This is a genomic window from Chryseobacterium geocarposphaerae, assembly GCF_002797535.1.
GTDB lineage: Bacteria > Bacteroidota > Bacteroidia > Flavobacteriales > Weeksellaceae > Chryseobacterium > Chryseobacterium geocarposphaerae.
Genome location: NZ_PGFD01000001.1, coordinates 136,708 through 161,255 on the forward strand (window position 1 = coordinate 136,708; position 24,548 = coordinate 161,255).

The following is a 24,548-nucleotide window of genomic DNA, read 5'->3' on the forward strand; positions in this document are numbered from 1 at the left end:
ACGAAGCGAAGCGTAGTGAAGAATCTAAGCTTAATATTTTTAAAACCTAACTTTAATCTTAATGGTTTCGATTCTTCCTTCGTCAGAATGACAAACTGTATGTTTTAAACTTTACAATTATAAATTATTATAACTTAATTTATTGATGAACAAATCTATACTTTTTTCTTTTCTTTTTGTTCAAAATATCCTATTCGCCCAGTTTTCCGAGCGAAATCTATCATCAGAAAAATGGCAATTTAAAAATGCTAAAGAAAATAAATGGCTCACAGCCTCCGTGCCGGGAACGGTTCATTTGGATTTGATGAATAATAAAATCATTCCTGATCCTTACCAAGATGAAAATGAAAAAAAAGTCCAGTGGGTAGAAAATGAAGATTGGGATTATCAGACTAGTTTTAAGCTTTCCTCTAAAGAATTGGCCAATCAGAATATTGATTTGGTCTTTAACGGATCGGATACGTTTTCAGAGATTTATTTAAATGGAAAATTATTGCAATCAACAGATAATATGTTCAGAAAATGGACGATTCCGGTAAAACAGAACTTAAAAATCGGCGAAAATATTTTACAGGTTAAATTTAAATCGGCGGTAAATGTTGGAAAAGAACTGGCTAAAAGAGTTCCTTTTACCACGCCTGAATCTCCAAGAAGCTACGTAAGAAAGGCACAATATCAGTTCGGATGGGATTGGGGACCAAGATTGGTTACTGCCGGAATCTGGAAAAATGTACAGTTAAATTTCTGGAATCAGGCAAAATTTGAAAATGTAAAAATTGAACAGAAAGCTTTAACCAGACAAAAAGCAGATTTAAATATTCATGCTGAAATTTTTGCTGAAAAAGAAGGAAAATACAGTTTTTTAATCAATAAAATCTCTCAGAATATTACTTTAAAATCAGGCAAAAATCTAATTTCAATTCCCTATCAGATTCAAAATCCAAAATTATGGCAACCCAACGGTTGGGGCGATCCGAATTTATATCAGTTAAAAATTTTATTGCAAAAAGATTCAAAAACCATTGCAGAAAAGTCTGAAAGAATTGGACTAAGAACAGTTGAATTAATTCAGGAAAAAGACGAAAAAGGGAAATCTTTCTATTTTAAAGTGAATGGAAATCCGATGTATGCAAAAGGGACAAACTGGATTCCTTCAGACAGTTTTACCCCAAGAATAACAAAAGCAAAGTATCAGAAACTGATTAAAGATTCCAAAGAGGCCAATATGAATATGATTCGGGTCTGGGGAGGTGGAATTTACGAAGACGATGAATTTTTCAAGGCTTGTGACGAAAACGGAATTTTGGTTTGGCAGGATTTTATGTTTGCAGGAAGCTTTTATCCTTCGGACGGGAATTTCCAAAAAAATGTTGAATTGGAAGTCAAAGATCAGATAGAAAAGCTTCAGAATCATCCATCATTGGCTTTATGGTGCGGAAACAACGAAGTAGATGAAGCGATCGTAAACTGGGGATATCAGAAACAATTCAAGTACTCAAAAGAAGATTCGTTACAGGTTTGGAAAGATTATAAAAAGATTTTCCATGAGGTGATTCCGAATGCCATTAAAAAATATGCAACCAATGACAAGCAAATTTACTGGCCAAGTTCACCATCCATCGGTTGGGGACACCAAGAAAGTTTAACGGAAGGTGACTCCCATTACTGGGGCGTTTGGTGGGGAGAACAGCCGTTTGAAATTTATAACGAAAAAGTTCCGAGATTTGCTTCAGAATATGGTTTTCAGGGAATGCCCACATTGGAAACTACGAAATCGATGTTTTCCGGAGCTCCGGATTTAAGCTTACAAAACGGAACAATAAAAGCACACGAAAAACATTCGAGAGGTTGGGAAATTATTGACAATTATATGAAACGGGATTACCATATTCCGACAGATTTTGTAAAATATAATTATGTTTCTCAACTGCTTCAGGCTCGCGGAATGCAGATTGCCATTGAAGCCCATCGCCGTGCAAAACCTTACAATATGGGAACTTTATACTGGCAATTGAACGATTGCTGGCCTGTTGTTTCATGGTCTTCAATCGACTATTTAGGAAACTGGAAAGCGTTGCATTACCAGATTAAAAGAAGTTTTGAAAACCAGGTAATTCTAACTGAAGAGAAAGATGAGGTTTTGAACTTTTATGCTGTTAATGATGAGTTGAAGAAATTTGAAGATGTATCATTAATAGTTTATGCTAAAAAATTTAATGGAGATACTATAGTAAGAAGAAGAACAGATTGTAAAAAGAGATGTTTGGATGGAATTTTAAAATTAGCATCTCCAAAAACTTCATTTTTTATTTCAGAATCAGAAAGAGATAATTCTTTTTTAAACTTAATTTTAGTAGATAAAAAGGGTAATAAAATTGCAGAATCAAATTACTTCTTCTCCAAATCAAAAGATTTAAAGCTTACAAAACCTACAATTCAGATTAAGAAAATTTCTCCGACAGAAATCGAAGTTTCTACAGATGTTTTGGCAAAAGATGTTTACTTAATGGGAGATACGCATTTCAGTGATAATTTCTTCGATTTGCTCCCGAAAACTTCTAAAAGAATCAAACTTTCAAAACCTTTGGAAAAAGTTGAAGTAATGAGTTTATTTGATACAATGAACTAAAAAATAATACATACAGTTTGTCATTCTGAACGTAGCAAAGCGGAGTGAAGACTCTCTTCTTGTCATAATTAAACAGAAATCTTCCTTCGTCAGAATGACTTCATAAATACTATTCATCGAATAAAATAAAGATGAAACAATTCAAAAAAATCTTTGAAAACGTCGCGTTAAAAAAGAATTGAGCCGTAAATTCGTATCATATCTTTCAACTATGGCGAATTTTGTTCTGATTGCGGTGTGTATTATTGCAGGAATGGTTCTCAAAGCTACAAAGTCCATTCATCCCGATGCGCATAAAGGCATCAATACATGGATTCTTTATTTGGCACTTCCGGCAGTTTCGTTCAAATATCTGCCAAAAGTTCACTGGACAACAGAAATGCTTTTCCCGATTGTAGCTACTTTGCTTACCTCCGTGCTTTGTTTTTTCTTTATGATGTTTTACAGCAAAAGCAAAGGATACTCCAGACGTTCAAGAAGTACGTTGGAATTGATAAGCGGATACAGCAATACTTCCTTCATCGGATTTCCACTTGTTTCTGCCTTTTATGGTGAAAGTCTTTTGAGTATTGCCATTATTTGTGATCAGACGATGTTTTTTTCTCTTTCTACATTAGGAATTATTGCAGCTTTACGAGGAGGAAGCCAGTCAGGGAAAGTGAGTGCAGCTTTCATCCTGAAAAGATTGTTCACTTTTCCGCCTTTGGTAGGCTGTATTGCTGCATTGGTATTATCAAGATTTATAGATTTTACTTTAGCGGAACCGTTTTTCGATAAACTTGCCGCTACCGTAAGTCCGCTGGCGTTATTTTCAGTAGGGCTGCAATTAAAATTCAACGGCTGGAAAAAACTGATTCCTCAAATGTCTGCTTCCATGTTTTATAAATTAATTTTGGCACCTGCCATTACATTAGGATTAGCGCTTTTATTGGGAATAAAAGGGAATATTGCCAAAATCACCATTTTCGAATCTGCAATGCCAACAGTTCTTACCTCAAGTATTATTGCAGAGCAATTCAGGTTAAATACAAAGCTGACCAATCTAACGATCGGTTTTAGCATTATTATCGGCCTCTTTACCTCTGCAATTTGGTATAAAATTATTGATGTCCTTTTTTAATTCAGTTCAAAATCATACAGGATAATAGAATCTATATTGTCTTTCCACTGTTCCATATGGGCTGAATTGCTTACTGCAGGCGTAATTGATGTTTGCTGGTATGAAGAACTTCCTTTTAGTCTTATTTTAGCTTTGAAGTTCATTTTCTTTCCGGTTTTCTGGATAACGTTTAAAACAAAAATTGGCGCTCCCATGAGCTGCCCTTCACTGAATAGCAGCTCAATGCTGTTATCCTTTATATTATCCTTTTTAAAATGGTGGAGCATATCAAAAAAGTCAATTTTTCCGGTAATATCCTTTTCTTTAACAGTTTCGAAACCGATGATTTTATTATTTTTTATTTCAGGTTTAAGCAGGATTTCTTTACCAATCGGGATAGTGATTTCGCCTTTGTTGAAACTTATTTTTTCCTGAGCCTGGATGATGATTACCACAAATAGCGATACAATTGATAGAAGTCTTTTCATAGCTAGTTTATTAATTTGAATAATATTAGAACGATAAAAATAGAAATTATTGCAGTTCACAAAAGAAAAAATTAATTTTACACTTTAAATATTTCTCTTGAACTACGCCCAAATCGTTTTACCGTTAAATTTAAAAGGATCTTTTACGTACAAAGTTCCCCAGGAATTACTATCCGAAATTCAGGTAGGAATGCGGGTTTTGGTTCCTTTTGGTGGTAAGAAGATTTATACAGGGATTGTTTTCGAGCTTCACGACAATGCTCCGGAAAGTTTTGTAGCCAAAGAAGTTATCAGTCTTTTGGATGATAAACCTATTGTTCCGCAAGAGCAGATACAATTCTGGAACTGGCTTTCAGACTATTATTTATCAGGGTTAGGAGAAATTTACCGTTTTGCTTTTCCTTCATCTCTGAAACTGGAAAGTGAAACGTATTTAAAGCTAAAGCCCAATACTACAATAGATTTTGAAAATCTGGATGTCAATGAAATGTATCTTATCCAGGCATTGGAGGTCCGACAACTTATTAATCTGACGGATATTGAAGCTTTCATTCCGAAAAAAGATATTATTAAAACCATCAATTCTTTGATTGATCTTCAATACATCGAGATTGATGAAAAAATTGCGGAAAAATACAAAGCTAAGGAAGTTGCTTATGTTAAAATTAATGATGAGGTTCTAAAAAATCAGAATCTTACGGAAATTATTTTAAGCTTAAAAAGGGCTCAGAAACAGAAAGATCTTTTCCTCCATATTTTAGAAAAACAGACAGAACATCTGGATGTACCGATTAAAAAATCTGATCTGTTTGAAGACGGCTATTTTGGAAGCTCCCATTTCAAAGCTTTGGCAGATAAAAACCTGGTGGAGGAATATTATATGCAGAAAGACAGGATTGAAAGCTATGAAGGGGAAATTGAAGAAATCGAAGAGCTTTCAGAAGCTCAAAAATTAGCTAAGATCACGATTGATGAAGCTTTTGAGGAAGGAAAAAATGTTTTACTTCATGGAGTAACTTCCTCAGGAAAAACACATATTTATTTAGAAAAAATCGAAGAATGCATCAGTGAAGGAAAAAATGTTCTGTTTTTGCTTCCTGAAATTTCTTTAACGAAACAAATTACCCAAAGGCTAGAAAAAAAATACGGACGACAGCTCGGTTTTTACCATCAGAAACTTACGGATTTTGAACGGGTGGAAGTCTGGAGAAGAATCAGGCAGAATGATATTAAAATCCTTATTGGAACAAGAAATGCTCTGTTTTTGCCTTTTCAGAATTTGGGATTAATCGTTGTGGATGAAGAGCATGATTCTGCTTACAGACCCCGTGAGGTATCACCTTATTTCAATGCAAAAGATTCCGCATTGGTTCTGGGAAATTTTTACGGCGCCCATGTGATTTTAGGTTCTGCAACACCCTCCGTTGAAAGTTATTATAACGCAAGAAAAGACAGGATAAAATATGTTTTCCTTGAAGAGCGTTTTGGTAAGGTAACCCTTCCTGAATTTGAATTGATCAATTTTAAAGAAGCCCAGGATTCCAAAAAAGTTTCCGGGAACTTTTCTTTGAGATTAATTGACGAATTAAAAAGGACTTTAGACGAAAAAAATCAGGCAATTGTGCTTCATAACCGTCGTGGCTATGCCAACGTAATAGAATGTGAAAGCTGCGGATATGTCAATTACTGCTCAAATTGTGACGTGGTGATGACCTATCACAAAGCGGCGAATGAAATGAAGTGCCATTATTGCGGTCAAAGAGCTTCCAAGCCTAGGACCTGTCCGAAATGTCATTCTGAAAATCTGAATGAAAGAGGAGTGGGAGTTGAGCAGATTCATGAAGAAGTCTCCAAATTATTCCCTGAATATGAAGTCGATCGTATGGATGTGGACTCGATGAGGAAAAAATTCGCCTACGAAAAATTATACGAAAAAATTGAACATGGCGAAACCGATATCATTGTCGGGACTCAAATGATTTCCAAAGGACTGGATTTTGATCATATTGAACTGGTTGCCATTCCTAAAGCGGATTCCTTATTGTACGTTCAGGATTTCAGAGCAGAGGAAAGGGCTTATCAACTTATTACACAGGTTTCCGGCAGAGCGGGAAGAGTGTCCGGGAAAGGAAGAATCTTAATTCAGACTTTTAATCCGGATCATTCTGTTTTTCAGTTGATTAAAATGAATAATCCGGCTAAGGTTTATAAATATATTCTTACAGAACGTCAAAAGTTTCATTATCCGCCTTTTACGAAGCTAATTATGATTGAGCTTAAGCACAGAAGAGAAGATAAAGTGAATCGTGCGTCTCAGTTTTTAGGTTCGGTTTTAAGAAAATACCTTCCTGAAGACTGTGTATTAGGACCGGAAAAATCTCAAATTGCAAGACTTAATAATTTATACCAGTTTCAGATTTTACTTAAACTCCCAAGAGGGAAGAACTACGAAAAATTCAAAAAAATGGTTTTATTAAGTTTAAAAGAATTTGATGAAATTACTGCTTACCAAAGCATCAAAAAAGACGTTTTTGTTGATTTTTAACAAACTTTAACAAATTTTATAACGTTTTATTATACCTTAAATATCTGATTAATAGCAATAATTTCTACATTTGATCGTTGCTTATATGTTTGGTTGTGCTTTTGGATTTAACTCTGGTTATTCTGTGGCATCCAAATTGAGTAATAAAAAGAAAAATTAGATGGTAAAATTCAGAAAATATATTTCAGGTATTACGGTATTAGCTTCTGGTTTATTCCTCGCTCAGTCTACCGTTTCTACGGTTCTTTTTTCCCCCACATACGATAGTCAGAAATCCAGCTTGAATCTGCCTTCTCCTGCGGCGGCGATTGAAAAAACAATTTTATCGCCAAAAGAACTGATAGATGTAAATCTAAATACAATGGTAACGGATCCTGTGTTGAAAAACGCCAACTGGGGATTCGTGGTATATGATCCTAAAACCAAAAAGATCATTTCTTCTTATAATGAAAATATGCCTTTAGTTCCGGCTTCCACTACAAAATTGTTGACTACAGAGACTGCTCTGAATTTGTTGGGAGAAAACTATCGTTGGATGACACAGCTTGAATATTCAGGTCAGGTGGATGAAAACGGGGTTCTGAACGGAAATTTATACATTGTAGGAAGTGGAGATCCTTCTTTAGGAACCAATAAAGCAGGAGCATTATCTTACAGGGAAATCATTTCAGATTTTGTAAACGGGCTTTCACGTGAGGGGATAAAAAAAGTAAATGGTGATATCATCATTCAGACAGCGCTTTTCAAAGGTAATATTTCAAGACTTCCGGAAAATGTTGTATGGTTGGAAAATAACAATTACTATTTACCGGTAGGTACAACCCGCGAGATTAGTCCTGCAAATGAAAAGCTGATCGTAAAAAAGAATAATTTCTCAGCAGATAAAAAATTCTTCTATGTTTCTCCTTATGCCAATCAGATGGTATATGCAGAAAAATATGAAGGAGATGGGGTTCTAACCACAAAATTACCGGATGCACCGGCTTATCTTGCCAATTCATTTAGAACAACTTTGGTGAAAAGCGGAATTACTGTAACAGGAAAAGTGACGCCAAAAATGACCGATGCTGCTCCGGAAGCCAGAAAATTGGTTTCAGCTTATAAATCTCCTACATTGGCAGATATTGTTTACTATACCAATCAGCACAGTGATAATTCGCTTGCAGAAGCATTGCTGAGAACGGTGGGCTTTTTTAAGAAAGGAGATCAGACGAGTGAAAGTGGAAGAGTTGTGGTAAAAGATCATCTTAAAGATATTGCGTTTGATTCAGAAGGATTAAATTATATGGACGGAAGCGGATTGTCAAGAAGCAATACGGTAACTCCAATTGCTCAGGCAAAATATCTTACCTCTTTAATGAACGAAAAGTATTATGGCACTTATCTGACTTCATTACCAATTGGCGGACAGTCCGGAACATTAAAAAGAATGTTTAATATAACCGGAAACGGGCAGGTTTTTGCCAAAACAGGAACACTGAACAAGGTAAAAACACTGGCAGGTTATATAAAAACCAATTCGGGAAGAACCTTGGTATTCTCACTTTTGGTAAATAACTATGCAGGGTCTGTAGATATGGTGAAAAAAAGAATGGAGAAAATTATAGAACCGACTTTGGAACTTTAATGTATCCGTAAGAATAAATCTAAAAACCTTTTAATCTTTGATTAGAAGGTTTTTTTTATCTTTGATTTATAATAATTTATAATGAAACACTTTTATCTTCTGATATTAAGTATTGTTACTTTTCAGCAGATCTCTGCACAGCATGAAAACATTGAAATGAAATCTTTCCGGGCAAAGGAAATGAAATCATTTACCAATAAAATGATCGCTTACAATACCAATCCTAATACCCTTAACTACGATCTTCAGTATCAGAGAATGGATGTGAGTCTGGATCCTTCGGTGTATATGATCTCCGGATCGGTAACTTCTCATTTTAAGCCGAATCAGAGTATGAGCAATATCTACTTTGATCTTTCCAACGCCTTGACGGTTTCTCAGGTAACATACCATAATCAGAGTCTTCCCTTTCAGCAGCTAACAACAAAAGAAGTGAAAATTGATTTTCCAAACGCACTTCCAGCGAATGTATTAGACTCTCTTACGATTCAGTATTCCGGAACGCCACCAACAGCAAACAATGCTTTTTCAACAGGGTCTCAGGGTGGATCACCGATTCTTTCCACTTTAAGCGAACCATACGGCGCTCAGGACTGGTTTCCGACCAAGCAGAGTATGAATGATAAAATCGAACAATTTGATTTTAAAATAACAACACCCTCTCAGTACAATGTAGCTGCAAACGGGCTGTTGATGTCTGAAACGATACTTCCTCCCGGACAGAAATTAACGTTCTGGAGAACAATGTACCCTACTGCCGCATACCTTATTGCGCTTTCGATTACCAATTACGTGAAGATTACCGATACGATGGGAACTCCGCCATTTCCATTTATTAATTATGTATATCCATCTACAGCAAATAATACAATGAGTATGGCCAATATCAACTGGACCAAGCAGATCATGAATACTTTTGAAACCTATTTCGGGCCTTATCCTTTCAGAAATGAAAAGTACGGACATATGGAGTTTGGATACGGAGGTGGAATGGAGCATCAGACCATGTCATCAATGGGAGGTTGGGATAAAGGACTTATTGCCCACGAACTTGCCCATCAATGGTTTGGAGATAAGGTAACCTGTGGCGCCTGGAACGATATATGGCTTAACGAAGGTTTTGCAACATTTGGGGCACATTTGGCCAATGAAAAACTGCTGATGAACAATACTGAGTTTATGAATTTCTTGTTATCGGAAAAAAACTATATCACAAGTCTTCCTGATGGAAATGTATACGTTGCCGATGCTAATTTGAATAATATCAATGCTATTTTTAACGGGAGGCTGTCTTATTCCAAAGGTGGATATGTGGTGAGAATGATGAAATGGATTCTGGGCGAAACCGCTTTTTATCAGGCTTTAAAGGATTATCATGCAAGACCGGCTTTAGCTTATAATTATGTAAGAACCACGGATCTTAAAAACTCTGTTTTACAGTCCACAGGAAAAGATCTTACAGAATTTTTCAATGACTGGATTTATGGCCAAGGTTACCCGACTTATGATATCCGATGGAAACAAACAGGCAATCAGATTATTTTTAAAGCTTCTCAAACTCAAAGTCACACTTCTGTAAGTTTTTATGAAATGCCTTTACCGATTAAGGTAACAGGAACCGGGGGACAGATTGCTTATTTTGCTCTAGATAATACCGTAAATAATCAATATTTTACACAAACAGTAACATTTCCAGTGAGTAGTGTAGAGTTTAATTATGAATATCAGATCATCGAAAAAAATTCGACGGTAGCCCAGGACAATACTTTGAGTACTTCGGATATTAACAAGGATGAATTTGCATTGTATCCAAATCCTGCAAAAAATGAAATCAATATAAAAGGCATTGACAGGGCTACAGATTTCGCCATCTATTTTATTGATGGAAAGTTAGTAAGAAAAGAGGTGTATCAACCAGGAAAAGTCATTAATATTTCGGAATTGATTCCCGGAACTTATATTTTTAAAGTTAAAGATAAGAACATAAAATTCTTAAAAAAATAAAATAAAACCTTCAGAATTTCTGAAGGTTTTTTGTTTCATAAATATTAATGAAAAGAGATCGGATAGAAAGAATACGTTGGTCTTTCCGCTGAAAGAATAAGATAAATTAATTCCATAATATGTTTATTTAAAGATTAGTATTTATTTAGATCTGGAAGTTCTTTTGCTTTTTAATTGCTCTGTTGGCTTTTCTGATAGCTTTTCTTACTTTGAAATCGAACCATTTTTCTTTAAACAGATTTCGCATGGCATTATCAAAATGTCTTATCAGAACGAGATTTTTAAAGCCTCTCCATTTTTCCAGCCAGCTTGAAGGTAAAGCTCTGATGGAAACAGAATATCCTTCCGTTTCATATTGGATATAATGCCACCATCCGGAAGGAATATAAAGGGTTTCTCCGGGATTGATGACTGCTTCATACCCATCTATATATTTCAAACCGGGGAATTCCTGGTAATCCGGTTCTTTGATATTGGTAATCGAGTGAAAATTGTAAGGAAGCTTATAAAGGAGATCCGATTGTTCCCAAGGGAATAGCCAGATCTTTTTGATGCCTTGAAACTGGGTAATGAAAACATGCGACATGTCAATATCAATATGATTCCGGGTAACGGAGCCTTCACCTCCAAAAAACATAAAAGGAAGCCATTTCAGAATTTTTCCTTTTGTAACATCATTGTATTGAATATCATTTTTAAGTTCAGGTTTAATGCTTAATAAATTAAAGAGAAAAAGACGGTGTTCAGTGGGAGAGGAGGTAATTAAATCGAGATATTCAGAAAAAGTGCTTTGACCGACCGGCTTACTGGCCACTCTGTCCAACGATTCGATTTCACTTCCGTAAATATTGACTTTATGATCACCTGCAATTTCCTTAAAATAATCATAGTCCCATTTTTTGAAGGCCGGACTTTCAGGGTCGACAAAATCTTTTAAAATCACAGGTTTTGCAGGTTTCAAGTAAGTTTTGAGAAAGTCTCCGGAGGATATATTTTCAATTTTTCGTACTGGTGATAATCGCATTTTGCTGAATTTAAATGACAAATATAATTAATAGTCTACTAAAATTATAGACTATTAACGAAAATATTTGGGTTTTATTTAGGAACTTAGAATAAAAATGAGAAAAGCTATGAGTTTACCGTGATTTTATTAAATTAGCACATCTTAAAAATTATTAGAAATGATCTCTAAAAAGTATCTTGAAAACTTACAGAACGAACTACAGAATATTGATAACGACGGGCTTTACAAAAGAGAAAGAATCATTACCTCTCAGCAGAGTGCAGAAATAGAAGCGAACGGAAAAAAGCTGCTGAACTTCTGTGCGAACAATTATTTGGGATTATCAAACAACCCGGAAGTGATGAAGGCTTCTCAGGATATGATTCAATCTCACGGTTACGGTATGTCTTCGGTACGTTTTATCTGCGGAACTCAGGATATTCACAAGCAGTTGGAACAAAAGATCGCTGACTTCTTAGGATTGGAAGATACGATCCTTTATGCAGCTTGTTTTGATGCAAACGGAGGTGTTTTCGAGCCGCTATTCACAGAAGAGGATGCAATTATCTCTGACGAGTTGAACCATGCATCCATTATTGACGGTGTTCGTTTGTGTAAAGCGGCAAGATACCGTTACAAAAACAATAATATGGAGGATCTTGAAGCTCAGCTGATTGCGGCTTCAGAAAAAAATCACCGTTTTAAAATTATTGTGACAGACGGGGTTTTCTCAATGGACGGAATTGTTGCAGACCTGAAAGGAGTTTGCGACTTAGCTGATAAATACGATGCTTTGGTAATGGTGGATGATTCTCATGCAACCGGTTTCATCGGGAAAACAGGTCGTGGAACTCACGAAGCGAACGATGTGATGGGTAGAGTAGATATTATTACTTCTACGTTAGGAAAAGCTCTTGGTGGTGCTTTAGGAGGATTTACTTCCGGTAAAAAAGAGATTATCGATATGCTGAGACAACGTTCAAGACCGTATTTATTTTCAAACTCTTTGGCCCCGGGAATCGTGGGTGCCGCTTTGAAAGTATTGGATATGATCTCTGAAGATACTTCTCTTCGTGATAAAGTAATGGAAAATGCAGAATATTTCAGAGCAGAAATGAAGTCGAAAGGTTTCGATATTCCGGATGGAGATGCTGCCATCGTTCCGGTAATGCTTTATGATGCACCTTTAGCTCAAAAAATGGCTGAAAAACTGATGGATGAAGGAATTTACGTTATCGGATTCTTCTATCCGGTTGTACCGAAAGGAAAAGCAAGAATCAGAGTTCAGCTTTCTGCCGCTCATACCAGAGAACATTTGGATAAAGCAATTGCTGCTTTTGAGAAGGTAGGAAAGGAATTAGGAGTGATTTCTTAAGATAACAATTTTGTTCTACATTTGTAGAATAAAACAGGATTTCTTATATTTACAGAAATCCTGTTTTTTTATGAAAAAAATATTTATTGCTGTAGTATTGTCACTATTTACACTTTCCTGTCAAACGAAGATGAACCAATATATAAAAGTGAGCAAAAACGCTCAGAAAAGGCATGGCAAATGGAAAGAAGAATATTCTACCAATGAAGGAACTCTTGTTGCTGTCGGTAAATATAAGAAAGGTGAAAAGGTAGGAGTCTGGAAAACATATTTTGATGATAAGCTTTATCAAAAGGAAAGCATCCGAAAAGATATTACGAAAATAAAGAGATACTTCCCAACCGGAGCCATCATGGAGAAAGGGCAGACCAAACTTGAAATTTCTCAACATGAACGCCATTGGTTTTATTCCGGAGACTGGAAATATTATGACAATAAAGGAAACCTTTTATATACCAAGAAATATTATAAGGGCAGTAAAACTGATAGTATTCCTGCAAGAAAAAAACTGTAAATAATTATAAAGACAATTTTCATAATATTAATCCGAAATTTTCAGATTAAATTCTATTTTTTTGTGAAATAAACTATCTTTGCGCATAATTTATTTACATGTTTTTAAAGTCTAAATATCGTGTTGAATTTTCTAAATCAAAAGAAGATATTTTAGAAAATATTAAAAACAGCATATTTGGAGGTTTTCCTGATTTTTTTGGTAAAAGTTTTACCGGAAAGGTTTTTGAAAATGGTTTTAAAGTAAGATTAATGAAAAAAGATTCTCAAACTTTTAAGGGAAATTTTATTAAAGATAAAGAAGGCCAATACAGTCTTGAATTATTCATTGGGCTTGAATTTTATCAAGTATTAACTCTTGCTGTTTTCTTTTGTTTTTCATTAACTATTTTGATAAGAAGTTTTTCTGGAAATTATTATATTTTACTCATTTATTTAATTGTAATTGGCCTCATTGCTTACACAAATTACAGAGATTCAAAAAAAGGGAAACAACTGTTTTTTGACTATTTGGAGAACTTTGACAGAAACTGTGAAATTATTCCTATAAAATAATATTGATTAAAATGTTGTATACCATCATCAAAGCACTTCATATTATCTTCATGGTAAGTTATTTTGCGGGAATTTTTTATCTCGTGAGAATTTTCGTTTACTATAAAGATACCGATGCGTTTGCCGAAGATAAAAAGAAGATTTTAAGAGAACAATATACCTTCATGGCACGCAGGCTTTGGAATATCATTACGGTTCCGGCAGGAGTGATTATGGCGGTTTGCGGACTGGTGATGATCTTCTTAAATACCGGATTAATGAAAATGCCTTGGTTCCATTTAAAGCTTACTTTCCTGATCGGTTTGGCTATTTATCATTACTGGTGCTGGAAAAAAGTTTTAAAGCTTAAGGAACTTAACGGAAATACTTTGGAAACAGCGAATATCAAATTACGACAAGCTAACGAAATCGCAACCTTTATTTTATTTCTGGTGGTTTTCACTGTGATCTTAAAATCAATGGTCATTGAATATTGGTGGCAATTAATTACAGGATTTTTCGTTCTGGTATTCCTGATCATGATGACGGTAAAACTGGTTAATAAAAGTAAAAAATAAAAAGATACAAGTAAAAAGCAGTGCGAAGTCAATGTCTTCTTATTTTACATTTGACTTTTAACATAAAACTTCTAACTAATATATGATTGCAATTTTTAAAAAAGAACTTTGGAGCTATTTTGGGAATTGGAGCGCATGGATTATCATTGCGGCTTTCAGTTTGGTAGCAACATTGTTTTTGTTTTTTTTCGAGAATGATTCCAACATTTTTGATATCGGATTGGCTTCTTTACAAAGTTATTTCGTTTTGGTACCTTGGTTACTAATGTTCATTATTCCGGCATTATCCATGAAAACCTTTGCGGAAGAACAGCAGACAGGAACCTTAAACTGGCTGTTTTCTCAGCCTTTGAAAGTTTCGGATCTGGTTCTTGGAAAATTTTTATCAGTTTGGGTAGTTGGGATTTTATGCCTTATTCCATCACTCATTTACCTTTATACAGTCTATGTTTTAGGAGTTCCGGAAGGAAATATCGATTTAGGAATGACGTTCGGAAGCTATTTCGGAATGGTTATTCTGATCGCTGCTTTTTCAGGAGTCGGAATTTTGGCTTCTTCTCTTTCTCAAAATCAGATCATGGCTTATTTGTTGGGTGTTTTCATGTGTTTTATCATGTACTTTGGAATCGAACAATTAGCAAGTTATAAATTATTGGGTGGAGCAGATTTTATACTGCAAAATATCGGCTTTTATCAGCATTTCTTAGGCTTTACAAGAGGTCTTATTGATTTTAAAGATGTCGCTTATTTTGTTTTAATTATCGGAATTACCTTAGTTTTGTCCAACCATTTTATCAATAAAAAGAAGTAGAATTATGAAGAAGATACCATTCAAATCACCATTCGGAATTTTACTGTTTGTTATTTTGCCGTTGGTTGTTATTCTTGCTATTTCAGGAATCAGATTAGACTTAACAAAAGAAAAAAGATATACGCTTTCCGATAATACGATCAAGGTGTTGGAATCGATCAACAAACCGGTAATGGTAGATGTCTATCTGGAAGGAGATTTCCCTGCAAGTTTCAAACAATTGCAGAGCGAAACGAAATTCATGCTGGAGGAATTCAGAAAAATAAATCCGAAAATCGATTTCAAATTTATTGATCCGATTAAAAGTAAAATTTCTCAGGATACTTTGATGGCCATGGGAATGCAGCCTTCTGTACTTCCTGATGTGAAAGACGGAAAAGTGTCCCAGATTTACTTATTTCCTTATGCGGTTGTGAAATACAAAGGAAGAGGAGTTTCCATTCCATTGGTTGTTCAGCAGAACGGGATTGATGCAGATCAGCAACTGACGAAATCAATTGAGAATTTAGAATACAATCTGGTTTCAAACATCAAAAACATTGCGGTTGACAAAAGAAAGAAGATCGGGATTTTAGTCAATCAGGATGAATTGAGTCCGGAAGAATTCCAGGGATTTATGCACTTGGCAACGGAAAATTACGATGCAGGTCCGATTATTCCTAAAAACCAGACTGAATTGACATTGGCGGATGTTCCGATATTGAAACAGATGAATGCTTTGGTGATTGCAAAACCAAGAAAAGCCTTTACAGACGGTGAAAAAGTAATTCTTGACCAGTACATCATGAACGGCGGAAAAACGTTGTGGATGATCGATGCCGTAAACGCTGAAATGGATACGTTGACAAGGTCTAAAAAAGTAATGCCTTTCCCGGTAGACATCAATATGACTGACTTTTTCTTCAACTACGGAATCAGAATCAATCCGGCGTTGGTAAAAGATGTGAAGAAATTTGCGTTGTTGAGACTGGTAACGGGAGAAGTAGGAGGAAATCCTCAGTATACAAGTCTTCCATGGCCGTATTTCCCGTTAGGAATTGCTGAAAAGAATGATCCGATCACCAAAAATATCAACCCGGTAAAATTTGAATTCCCTACATCGATCGATACTTTGGGCGGAAGAAAAAATATCAAAACAAAAGTTCTTTTTGAATCGAGTGAAAGAACCTTATTGAAACAGGTTCCGAATTATGTAGACCTGAAAGAGATTGCAAGTGTAGACAGTCTCGGACAAATGGAAAAACCAAGTACTCCGAAAATCTACGCAGTGGCTCTGGAAGGGAAATTTAATTCTGCATACGCTTCAAGAATTGAGAGAAAATCTTACCCCGGCTTTAAAGGAACAAGCCCGGAAAACAAAATGATCGTGATTGCAGACGGAGATGTGGGAAGAAATAAGGTGATCAAAGGGCAGCCTTTACCTTTAGGTGTAGATATGCTGACCAACGAACAGTTCGGAAACGAACAGTTCTTAAGAAATGCTCTCGACTATCTTTTGGATGACAGCAATCTGATGGAATTAAGAAACAGAAACATCGAAGAACGTCTTCTGGACCGACAGAGAATTACAGAAGAGAAAAACAACTGGCAATGGTTCAATTTGCTGCTTCCTTTGGTTATTATTGGTGCTTTAGGAGGATTATTCTTCTGGTTGAGGAAGAAGAAGTTTGGATAGGATATAGAAAAAGAGAAGCTGAAAGCTTCTCTTTTTTTCTATAATTATTCCATAAGTCTGAACCAGTCTTTAACGGTTAATTCTAATCTGACAATCTCATCTTCTGCTAAAGGGCAACAATGAGCAATAGGTCCTCTTAGCTGATTTAAATTTGTTGTAATCCTCTGGAAAGCTCTTTGTCCTTTTTTGAAAAGACCTTCAAAAGCTTCCCAATTCCCAGTTACAATTTGGCTCAATTCACCAAAAGTTGTATAATCAATTTTTTCTTCTGAACGAGTTGTAAAACCTGAATCTTCTTCTCTTTTTATGTTTTGTTCAACGTTTCTTCTAATGTCCTCTTTAACATTATCCCACCAATTTTCACCGTACTTCTCTTTCATAAGTTCCATTATTAAGCGTCTAATTGATTTTTCTAAACAATAAAATACTTCATAATGTTCGGCCATTTTTCGTGCCTCAATTCTAAACTCAGAATCAAATTGATAGTAATAGTCTCTTCTTTTTATTTCTTCCTTAGACTTTCTTTGTAAATCAATATCTAAATTATTTTCAATAATATCTAATTGATGTTCTGCAATAGAATTTGATAAACAAAAAAATTGAATTTTTTCAAGTATATCATTATTCATTTAATAAATTTTCTTTAAGTGATTTAAATATAGCGTTATAAATAGCGGGGTCTTCGGTTTTTGGAAGTACTAAATTTATTGTATAACTTAATCCTAAATTAACTTTTTTAATTTTATGTTCTTCGGAATTATTTTGTTTTGAATTGTTTAAGATCATTGGTAAATTATTTTCCGAAGATGGTATTATATCATCATTAACTGTTGATTCTTTTTCAAAATCTGCATATTCTTTAGCTAAGAAAAAAGAACTTACAATAAACTTTACTGTAGAATTATCATGAGGAGCGCCAGTAATTTCAGAAATAAGCTTTGTGAAATTTTTTTTATCGAGTTCATTTGCATATTCATTCCTTTCAAAAGCATCTGAATATCCTTTCCTTAATGCTTGCGCCATAGACTCACTTCTAGATGATGGATTTCTAAAATTTTTATATAATTGTGTTGGAGTTCCATCACTATTAAGAAAACCACATTTTTTTGCCCAAGAGATAAAACTTTTTTGATTACCTCCTTTAAATCCTAATTTTGTTCCAAGAAAATCACCATTGAAATTATCTGGTACTACTGCTTCACAAATTTTGTTTAATATTTTAGGCAAAGTACCTGGTGAGGACATGTAAGCTAAATTTATTCCCATAGTTATTGTTTTTAGTTTCTCCAAATATATTCAAAATTGTCTAAAAAATTATTTAACATAAAAAAGAGAAACCGTAAAGTCTCCAATATCAATTAAACAACCTTCTAAACTCTCCCGGCGACTGATTTGTTTTCTGCTTAAACAACTTACTAAAAGACTGCGGATGCTCAAACCCTAGTTCGTAAGCAATTTCGCTTACAGAAAGATTCGTTGTACTCAAACGTTCTTTGGCGGTATCGATAATCTTATTCTGAATATGCTGTTGCGTATTTTGCTGGGTGTGAATTCGTAATAAACTTCCCAGATAATTAGGGGAAATATTCATCTGTTCGGCAATGGCTTTTACAGAAGGAATACCGTTTTCAATAAGGTTACCGTTTTCAAAATATCGAGAAAGGACTTCCTCAAACCTTTCCAGCAATTCGTGACTGGATTTTTTCCGGGTAAAAAACTGACGCTCATAAAAACGTTCGGCATAGATCAGGAACAATTCGAGTTGGGCAACAATCAGCTCCTGTGTGAATTTATCGATGTTCGTCTGGTATTCTTTTTCAATATTTTTAAACAGATCCACAATAATCTTCTCTTCCTTATCCGAAAGAAAAAGCGCTTCATTGATCTGGTAACTGAAAAACTCATAAGATTTGATCTTCTTTGCCAGAGAAGTTCCCCAAAGAAAATCAGGGTGAATCAACAATAAATATCCGGTGGGTTCCACTTCCACACCGGGTTTCATTTCAAGGCTCAGAAACTGGAGCGGAGAAACAAAACACAATACGCCGGAATCAAAATCATATTCCTGCTGCCCGTAATTGAACTTAGCATTTACATTTCTTTTCAGGCCGATCGAATAGAAATTCTGAATCCATTTCAGTTCCGTATCATCCACAGGATAACGGACTTTGCTGTAATCTATTAAGCTGATCAGCGGATGTTCAGGATTCGGAAGATTACAGAAGCTATGAAAATCTGAAAGCGAATTAAAACGAAACGTATTTTTCATAATGACTAAGTTATTTAATTATTTTGGATGTTGACTTGAACTATTAAAATTATTAGATCCTTCGGCAAGCTCAGGATGACATTGTAGAAAAAATTTCCGTACTAATTATATTATAACAGTTAATATTAGCACCTGCCATTCTGAGCGAAGCCGAAGGATATATAATGACCTAGGAAAATGAAGCGTTAAAAAAATAAATAATGTGAACGTTAAGAAAATTCTACTGTCTGAGCGCGAGACAAATTTAGAATCGAATTGTCAATTATGACATCGCGCGAGTTTTAGAATTTTTAGAGAACAGAATTTATTTTTAGCATTCATTTTCCAAGTCTTGAATTTTTGTTTCTTTTGTTTCAAGACAAAAGAAAACTAGATCACAGTAGAAAACGTCAGTTCACTCCATTTTTTAGCATCATCTGTAATAATCTGAATCTTATTATTCAGATACTCATCTGTACCGCTTCCCAGTAAGAAATGCACCGGCGGATTTTCCACTTCACTGATAGCAATAATCGCTTCTGCACCTTTATCAGGATCATTCGGCTGATTTCCGTTAATTTCATCCAAATGTGCCTGTTCGGAATTTCTTGCCGCTTCATATTCAGGAATTGAATTTTCAGGAGTTCTTACGGATTCTTTTGATAAGAAATCTGTTCTGAAATAGCCGGGATACACCACAGTTGCTTTTACCCCAAAATCTTTAATTTCTTCAGCCAAAGCTTCAGTTAGTCCGGCTACAGCAAATTTGGTTGAACAGTAAATTCCCCATCCCGGAAAATTCCCTGAATATCCTCCGATAGAAGAGATGTTGAAAATATGTCCTGATCTTTGCTGACGAAGATGAGGCATTGCATTTCTGATCACGTTCAGTGTTCCGAAAACATTGACATCAAAATTCGCTCTTGCTTCTTTGTCAGAAAGCTCTTCCAATGTACCTAATTGTCCGTAACCTGCATTGTTTACGACAACATCTAATTGTCCGAAATGTTCAATGGTTTTAGCGATAGCGGATTGTACGTTTTCATTATCCGTTAAGCTCACTTCAAGCGGTAAAAATGTTTCCGAAGTTTCTCCGATTTCAGAAATAATAGACTGTACATTTCTTGTTGTAGCAGCTACGCGATAATTTTGTTCTAATAATTTTTTGATTAAGGCTAATCCAAGTCCTTTTGAAGCTCCTGTCACGAACCATACTTTTGTTGTTTCCATTTTTTAAATATTTATTGGTTTTAAATGATGGTACAAAGTTGGGAAGACGACAGATGAGAAAAGTAGCTCAATCAACGAATGATGTAATCGAATCGTGAATCATGAAACTAAGTTGTGTAATTTATAAGGTCGTTCATTGTACCAATATTGAACTCTTTACCTTTTTTATAAGGATTCCAACCTTTATTAATAGCATATTCAATTACTTGTTTTACAATTGAAGGTATAATTTGGACTTCAACAATATCATTTTCAAAAATATTTACATAATTAAATGATGCAAGTAATTTTTGTCCGGGACTTTCTTTTAAACAAATAATTAAATAAATGATATCATCGTTCCCAGAAGCCATCCATGAATATTTTATATTGTTTACAGTAATAATTTTTGAGGTCTTTTTAGGAAGTGCCATTATAATTCCATTTAATTAAACAAAGGCGACTATATACAATTTTACACCATTGTCATTCTGACGAAGGAAGAATCTCATTGCAGTATAGATTCTTCATTTCACTGCGTTACATTCAGAATGACAGAGTCATAATAAATAAGATAGTAGGAGTAACATAAAATTGTATATAATTACCTAAACAAAAATGCAACAAAATAATTTATATCAAGAACAAAAAAGAGAAACCCGAAAGTTTCTCTTCACACTGTTATTTAAAAAAATTACCAAGGACTGATTCCTGTTTCGTCCTCAATATCGTTACTGTAATATTGTCCGGTTGGAGCCTGATCATTCGTCAAAGTATGCTTGATGATGAAAGAGGCTGCGCTTTCCACAGATCCGGGACCGCTGTGTGCATTGAAATCCGTTGCTGTATATCCGGGATCAATTACGTTTACTTTAAAAGGTAGATCTTTCAGTTCGTAAGCCAAAACAATGGTATAGGCATTCAGAGCGGCTTTTGAGGTTCCGTAACCGGCCGTTTTGATATTGTAATATTTCCAGGACGGATCGCTATGCAGGGTTAGCGAACCTAATCCAGAAGTAATATTGCTGATTCTGGGGCTGTCCGATTTTTTAAGTAAATCAAGAAAAGCCTGTGTAACACTGATGACTCCAAAGAAGTTGGTGTCAAAAATGGTCTGAATTTCCTGAATGGAAAAATCTGAAGCCTGTTGAGGTGTATTTCCTAAAATTCCTGCATTGTTGATCAGGATATCCAGTTTTCCCTGCTCATTTTCTACCATATTTTTTGCTTTTGAAATAGATTCTGGATTGGTAACATCAATTTCAATGGCTTTAATATTTTGAAATCCCTGTTCATGCAATGTTTTTACGGCTTTTTCTCCGTTTTCAAGATTGCGGCTTCCTAAATAAATGAATACTCCTTTTGCTGAAAGCTGTTTTGCTGTTTCAAGTCCAATACTTCTGTTGGCTCCTGTAATTAATGCTGTTTTCATTTTCTGTTTTAATTGATAGTGTAAAATTCCGTCAATTAAATAAGGTGACATTTGCCATTTGGCAAAAAAGGAATTTTTATATCAGAAACTGGATAAAAGTGAAATTTTTGAAGTTTTATGACACGATTAAATTCCCGGCTATCTTATATTCTTCCTGATTCTGCTTAAAGAAGACTGGGTGACCCCCAAATAAGAAGCCACATAAGAAAGCGGAATCCTGTTGACAGCAGTAGGATAGATTTCCAGAAATTTTAGGTAACGGGTTGTAGCATCTTCTGAAACCAGCGGACTTCTTCTTTCTACTTTTTGAATCAATGCTCTTGAAATAATCTTATGGACAATCGCATCAAAACCTACAATGGTCTGCAAAAGTTCCAGCCAGTCTTTTCGTTGAAATATGATCATTTTACAATCTGTCACGGCCTGAACATAAGCACTGGAACAAATCTGATTGTCAAAACTTTCAAGATCTACAACGAGATTGTTTTCTTCAATAAAATATTTCGTAATTTCTTCACTTTTATTGTTGTAATAGCAAACCCGGAGAATCCCGTCAACAACGAATCCGACCTGTTTTGCAATTTTCCCTGCTTCAGAAAAGTATTCCTCTTTAGAAAGATCCAGTTCCGTAGCTTTACTTGCAATGAAATCCATTTGCTGCTGATTCAGGTTTCCGAATCTTAACATAAAATCAAATAATTCTTTCATAAATGCAATTTAAGTAAAGAAAATTGTACAGCATTTGTCATTTGGCAAAAAAAAAGAGAAACCCGAAAGTTTCTCTGTATGATTAATTTTCTAAAACAGGAATCAAATGCTCCCAGTTTAATTGTTTTGCAAAATCCAGGGCTGTTTTTCCTTTACTTGTTTTCAAATTTTTATCACCCCCTGAATTTAAAATGATTTCTACAGAACTTAAGTTTCCGGCAATAGTTTCCCTGTGAATGAGAGATAATCCGTTTTCATCCAGATTGGTGAGCTCATCAGGATAATCGTGTAAAAATTCCACCAGTTTTTCCTTCATATTTTTGCTCATAGGGTGCTCAATAAGGTTTTCCGGTTTTTCTTTTTGTTCATGTACAACTTCAATATCATTATAATCTCCAAAATCAAGATCCCAGAATTCATCATGCTCTTTTCTTTCTTTTTCCGACATATCAGCACGCATTTTCTGAATGGTAAATCCTCCATATGCTTTTGGAATTGGATCTTTTGAAGATGAAAATAATTTTGCAAGTCCTTTCTTCTTTACACTAGGCGTAATCGCAAAAAGCCAGTCGCTGATTTCATTCAGAGGGATTTCAAAATAGTCGCCTGCTTTGATTGTTGTGAGATTATTCGGTTCATTAATTAGGTATCCTTTTACATAATCGCCGTCAAAGTCAATCTCGTTGATCCACATATGCTCTACAATATTTTTTCCGGTTTCGGGATCCTTTTCAGAAAAAGCAACTTTCACGCAAGAAAGATTGAGGGCGGGAACTATTCTTAGGTTTTCCCAATATTGTTCTCTCCAGAAATATTTAAAAGTTTCCTGTGCCTTTTTATAAGCTTCCAACATTTTGGGATCTGCACCGTCAGTAAAAAGGAATGTGTTTACTTCCATTATTTAAAATTTTTGTGATTTAGTGTTAAAGAAATACCAGAAATGTTTTGCTGAAGAGCATTATGAATAAACAAGTACTGATATTTTTGGTTTGACTAAAATACGAAAATATTTAAACAAGAGTTTGAATTTTGTGGAAGATTTTCTTACAATTTTCTTTGGTTGCCACATTTTGGACAAAAAGTAGCAGTTTTTGTTCTGTAAGGTTTACCACAGTTTTCACAATCTGGACCATACATATCTATAAAATGATGCATGATTGCATTCGGATTTGTTTCCTCAAAACCACTCAGATTATTATAATAATCAAGCAGTTTTCTGAAATTTTCCGAAAAAGGAACTTTCATTTGTTTCTTTGCTTCCTGAAAACCCTCCGCCAATAATTTTGAAGCAATTTCTCCTTCTTCCTTATTAAGCATGGGAACATCCATTCGGCATCTCTAGCAATATTTGATTTGCATGTTTTATTTAGTTTGATCTTTTTTAATTCTTAGATTATTTTGTAATCTCTTTTAATGGCAGTTTTAATTGTTAGATTATTATCCGTGAAATTATATATTTTGATTGGAAAATTTATCGCAGGAAATTAAGCTTATAATTAAAAAAGCAGATAAAATTTTCATTGGCTAAACATCCTTTATAAAGTCCTCATACTCGTAATAAAACCTTTCAAAACCATCCATTTTCTCAACAAAAAACTCAAAAACTTCCTGCCATGTGTTTTTATTGAAAATAGAAACTCCATGTTTTTCTACCCAGATCCTGCTGATGACTTTTCCGCTTTCCAGGGTATAAAATTCTTCCTTATTGAAGTCTCCAATAAAATCTTTCAGAATATCTTCCAGCGACCATATTTTATTATAATAGGCATCCCTGAAAACTTCGTCTCGCATTTCGATATCTAAAGAAACTTCCGCTTTTTTATTATCTGCATAAAATTTGAACGACATATCCTTTATTTTGGTGTCATACAAAATCCATTTTCTGGGGAATGACTTTCCGAAAGCCGTCCAAAACTCTTTTTTTAATTGCTGTGCTTCTTGTTTACTGAACATAAAGCAAACTTAATGATTAATAGGTAAAATCGCAAAAATGAAGATGGTTAAACCTGTTTAACGGTTTGACAATTCATGATTTGTGGGTTTTGCAAAAATTAAACAATTTTCTTA

The 24,548-nt window shown here is 34.8% G+C and carries 23 protein-coding genes; 11 read left to right on the forward strand and 12 right to left on the reverse strand.

What is annotated here, in order from left to right:
- Positions 1-145: 145 nt before the first annotated feature.
- Complete coding sequence (locus tag CLV73_RS00565; protein ID WP_100374962.1) at positions 146-2,629, forward strand: beta-mannosidase; 2,484 nt, start codon at positions 146-148, stop codon at positions 2,627-2,629.
- A gap of 211 nt (positions 2,630-2,840) precedes the next feature.
- Complete coding sequence (locus tag CLV73_RS00570) at positions 2,841-3,749, forward strand: AEC family transporter (protein WP_100374963.1); 909 nt, start codon at positions 2,841-2,843, stop codon at positions 3,747-3,749.
- On the opposite strand, the gene CLV73_RS00575 is transcribed toward CLV73_RS00570, so the two are convergent.
- The gene (locus CLV73_RS00575) at positions 3,746-4,216 is read right to left on the reverse strand and encodes a hypothetical protein (RefSeq protein ID WP_100374964.1); all 471 of its coding nucleotides are present in this window, start codon (positions 4,214-4,216) and stop codon (positions 3,746-3,748) included. The two genes, CLV73_RS00570 and CLV73_RS00575, sit on opposite strands and share 4 nt — an antisense overlap.
- Before the next feature lie 97 nt (positions 4,217-4,313).
- Here CLV73_RS00575 and priA point away from each other — a divergent pair, with 97 nt between their 5' ends.
- From priA to CLV73_RS00590, 3 genes are all read left to right on the forward strand, one after another.
- Positions 4,314-6,761, forward strand: coding sequence for a replication restart helicase PriA (gene priA, locus CLV73_RS00580; RefSeq protein WP_100374965.1), 2,448 nt, complete (start codon positions 4,314-4,316; stop codon positions 6,759-6,761).
- A gap of 160 nt (positions 6,762-6,921) precedes the next feature.
- The gene (dacB, locus tag CLV73_RS00585; RefSeq protein WP_100374966.1) at positions 6,922-8,388 is read left to right on the forward strand and encodes a D-alanyl-D-alanine carboxypeptidase/D-alanyl-D-alanine endopeptidase; all 1,467 of its coding nucleotides are present in this window, start codon (positions 6,922-6,924) and stop codon (positions 8,386-8,388) included.
- 81 nt (positions 8,389-8,469) lie between these two features.
- On the forward strand, positions 8,470-10,392 hold the full coding sequence (locus CLV73_RS00590; RefSeq protein ID WP_100374967.1) for a M1 family metallopeptidase: 1,923 nt from the start codon (positions 8,470-8,472) through the stop codon (positions 10,390-10,392).
- Between the two features lie 145 nt (positions 10,393-10,537).
- On the opposite strand, the gene CLV73_RS00595 is transcribed toward CLV73_RS00590, so the two are convergent.
- A complete protein-coding gene (locus CLV73_RS00595) occupies positions 10,538-11,416 on the reverse strand; it encodes a cupin-like domain-containing protein (protein ID WP_100374968.1) in 879 nt (292 codons plus the stop codon).
- A 160-nt stretch (positions 11,417-11,576) separates the two neighbouring features.
- On the opposite strand from CLV73_RS00595, the gene kbl reads away from it, so the two are divergent.
- The 6 genes from kbl (at position 11,577) to gldG (ending at position 16,884) form a co-directional block, all read left to right on the forward strand.
- Positions 11,577-12,773 carry a glycine C-acetyltransferase gene (gene kbl, locus CLV73_RS00600; protein WP_100374969.1) on the forward strand — a complete coding sequence of 399 codons (1,197 nt, stop codon included), beginning with the start codon at positions 11,577-11,579 and terminating at the stop codon, positions 12,771-12,773.
- A 70-nt stretch (positions 12,774-12,843) separates the two neighbouring features.
- A complete protein-coding gene (locus tag CLV73_RS00605; protein ID WP_157798691.1) occupies positions 12,844-13,287 on the forward strand; it encodes a toxin-antitoxin system YwqK family antitoxin in 444 nt (147 codons plus the stop codon).
- A gap of 98 nt (positions 13,288-13,385) precedes the next feature.
- Positions 13,386-13,841 (forward strand): hypothetical protein, encoded by a 456-nt coding sequence (locus CLV73_RS00610; RefSeq protein ID WP_100374971.1) that lies wholly within the window; start codon positions 13,386-13,388, stop codon positions 13,839-13,841.
- An 11-nt stretch (positions 13,842-13,852) separates the two neighbouring features.
- A complete protein-coding gene (locus CLV73_RS00615) occupies positions 13,853-14,398 on the forward strand; it encodes a CopD family protein (protein ID WP_100376937.1) in 546 nt (181 codons plus the stop codon).
- An 82-nt stretch (positions 14,399-14,480) separates the two neighbouring features.
- Complete coding sequence (locus tag CLV73_RS00620) at positions 14,481-15,209, forward strand: ABC transporter permease subunit (protein WP_100374972.1); 729 nt, start codon at positions 14,481-14,483, stop codon at positions 15,207-15,209.
- Between the two features lie 4 nt (positions 15,210-15,213).
- The gene (gene gldG, locus CLV73_RS00625; protein WP_100374973.1) at positions 15,214-16,884 is read left to right on the forward strand and encodes a gliding motility-associated ABC transporter substrate-binding protein GldG; all 1,671 of its coding nucleotides are present in this window, start codon (positions 15,214-15,216) and stop codon (positions 16,882-16,884) included.
- A gap of 44 nt (positions 16,885-16,928) precedes the next feature.
- Here gldG and CLV73_RS00630 read toward each other — a convergent pair whose 3' ends face one another.
- The 10 genes from CLV73_RS00630 to CLV73_RS00675 all read right to left on the reverse strand — a co-directional run bounded on the left by CLV73_RS00630 (position 16,929) and on the right by CLV73_RS00675 (position 24,434).
- Positions 16,929-17,513 carry a Swt1 family HEPN domain-containing protein gene (locus tag CLV73_RS00630; RefSeq protein ID WP_100374974.1) on the reverse strand — a complete coding sequence of 195 codons (585 nt, stop codon included), beginning with the start codon at positions 17,511-17,513 and terminating at the stop codon, positions 16,929-16,931.
- The gene (locus CLV73_RS00635; RefSeq protein ID WP_100374975.1) at positions 17,506-18,150 is read right to left on the reverse strand and encodes a DUF5343 domain-containing protein; all 645 of its coding nucleotides are present in this window, start codon (positions 18,148-18,150) and stop codon (positions 17,506-17,508) included. The genes CLV73_RS00630 and CLV73_RS00635 overlap by 8 nt, the downstream gene beginning before the upstream one ends.
- Positions 18,151-18,238: 88 nt before the next feature.
- Complete coding sequence (locus CLV73_RS00640) at positions 18,239-19,153, reverse strand: helix-turn-helix domain-containing protein (protein ID WP_100374976.1); 915 nt, start codon at positions 19,151-19,153, stop codon at positions 18,239-18,241.
- A 369-nt stretch (positions 19,154-19,522) separates the two neighbouring features.
- The gene (locus CLV73_RS00645; RefSeq protein ID WP_100374977.1) at positions 19,523-20,362 is read right to left on the reverse strand and encodes an SDR family NAD(P)-dependent oxidoreductase; all 840 of its coding nucleotides are present in this window, start codon (positions 20,360-20,362) and stop codon (positions 19,523-19,525) included.
- Positions 20,363-20,469: 107 nt separating this feature from the next.
- A complete protein-coding gene (locus tag CLV73_RS00650; RefSeq protein ID WP_100374978.1) occupies positions 20,470-20,775 on the reverse strand; it encodes a hypothetical protein in 306 nt (101 codons plus the stop codon).
- A gap of 260 nt (positions 20,776-21,035) precedes the next feature.
- Complete coding sequence (locus tag CLV73_RS00655; protein ID WP_100376938.1) at positions 21,036-21,773, reverse strand: SDR family oxidoreductase; 738 nt, start codon at positions 21,771-21,773, stop codon at positions 21,036-21,038.
- A gap of 138 nt (positions 21,774-21,911) precedes the next feature.
- The gene (locus CLV73_RS00660) at positions 21,912-22,481 is read right to left on the reverse strand and encodes a Crp/Fnr family transcriptional regulator (protein WP_100374979.1); all 570 of its coding nucleotides are present in this window, start codon (positions 22,479-22,481) and stop codon (positions 21,912-21,914) included.
- Positions 22,482-22,563: 82 nt separating this feature from the next.
- Complete coding sequence (locus tag CLV73_RS00665) at positions 22,564-23,379, reverse strand: DUF2314 domain-containing protein (RefSeq protein ID WP_100374980.1); 816 nt, start codon at positions 23,377-23,379, stop codon at positions 22,564-22,566.
- Between the two features lie 146 nt (positions 23,380-23,525).
- Positions 23,526-23,798, reverse strand: a complete 273-nt coding sequence (locus CLV73_RS00670) for a hypothetical protein (RefSeq protein WP_228424135.1) — start codon at positions 23,796-23,798, stop codon at positions 23,526-23,528.
- A gap of 207 nt (positions 23,799-24,005) precedes the next feature.
- On the reverse strand, positions 24,006-24,434 hold the full coding sequence (locus tag CLV73_RS00675) for a DUF4268 domain-containing protein (RefSeq protein ID WP_100374982.1): 429 nt from the start codon (positions 24,432-24,434) through the stop codon (positions 24,006-24,008).
- Positions 24,435-24,548 lie beyond the last annotated feature (114 nt).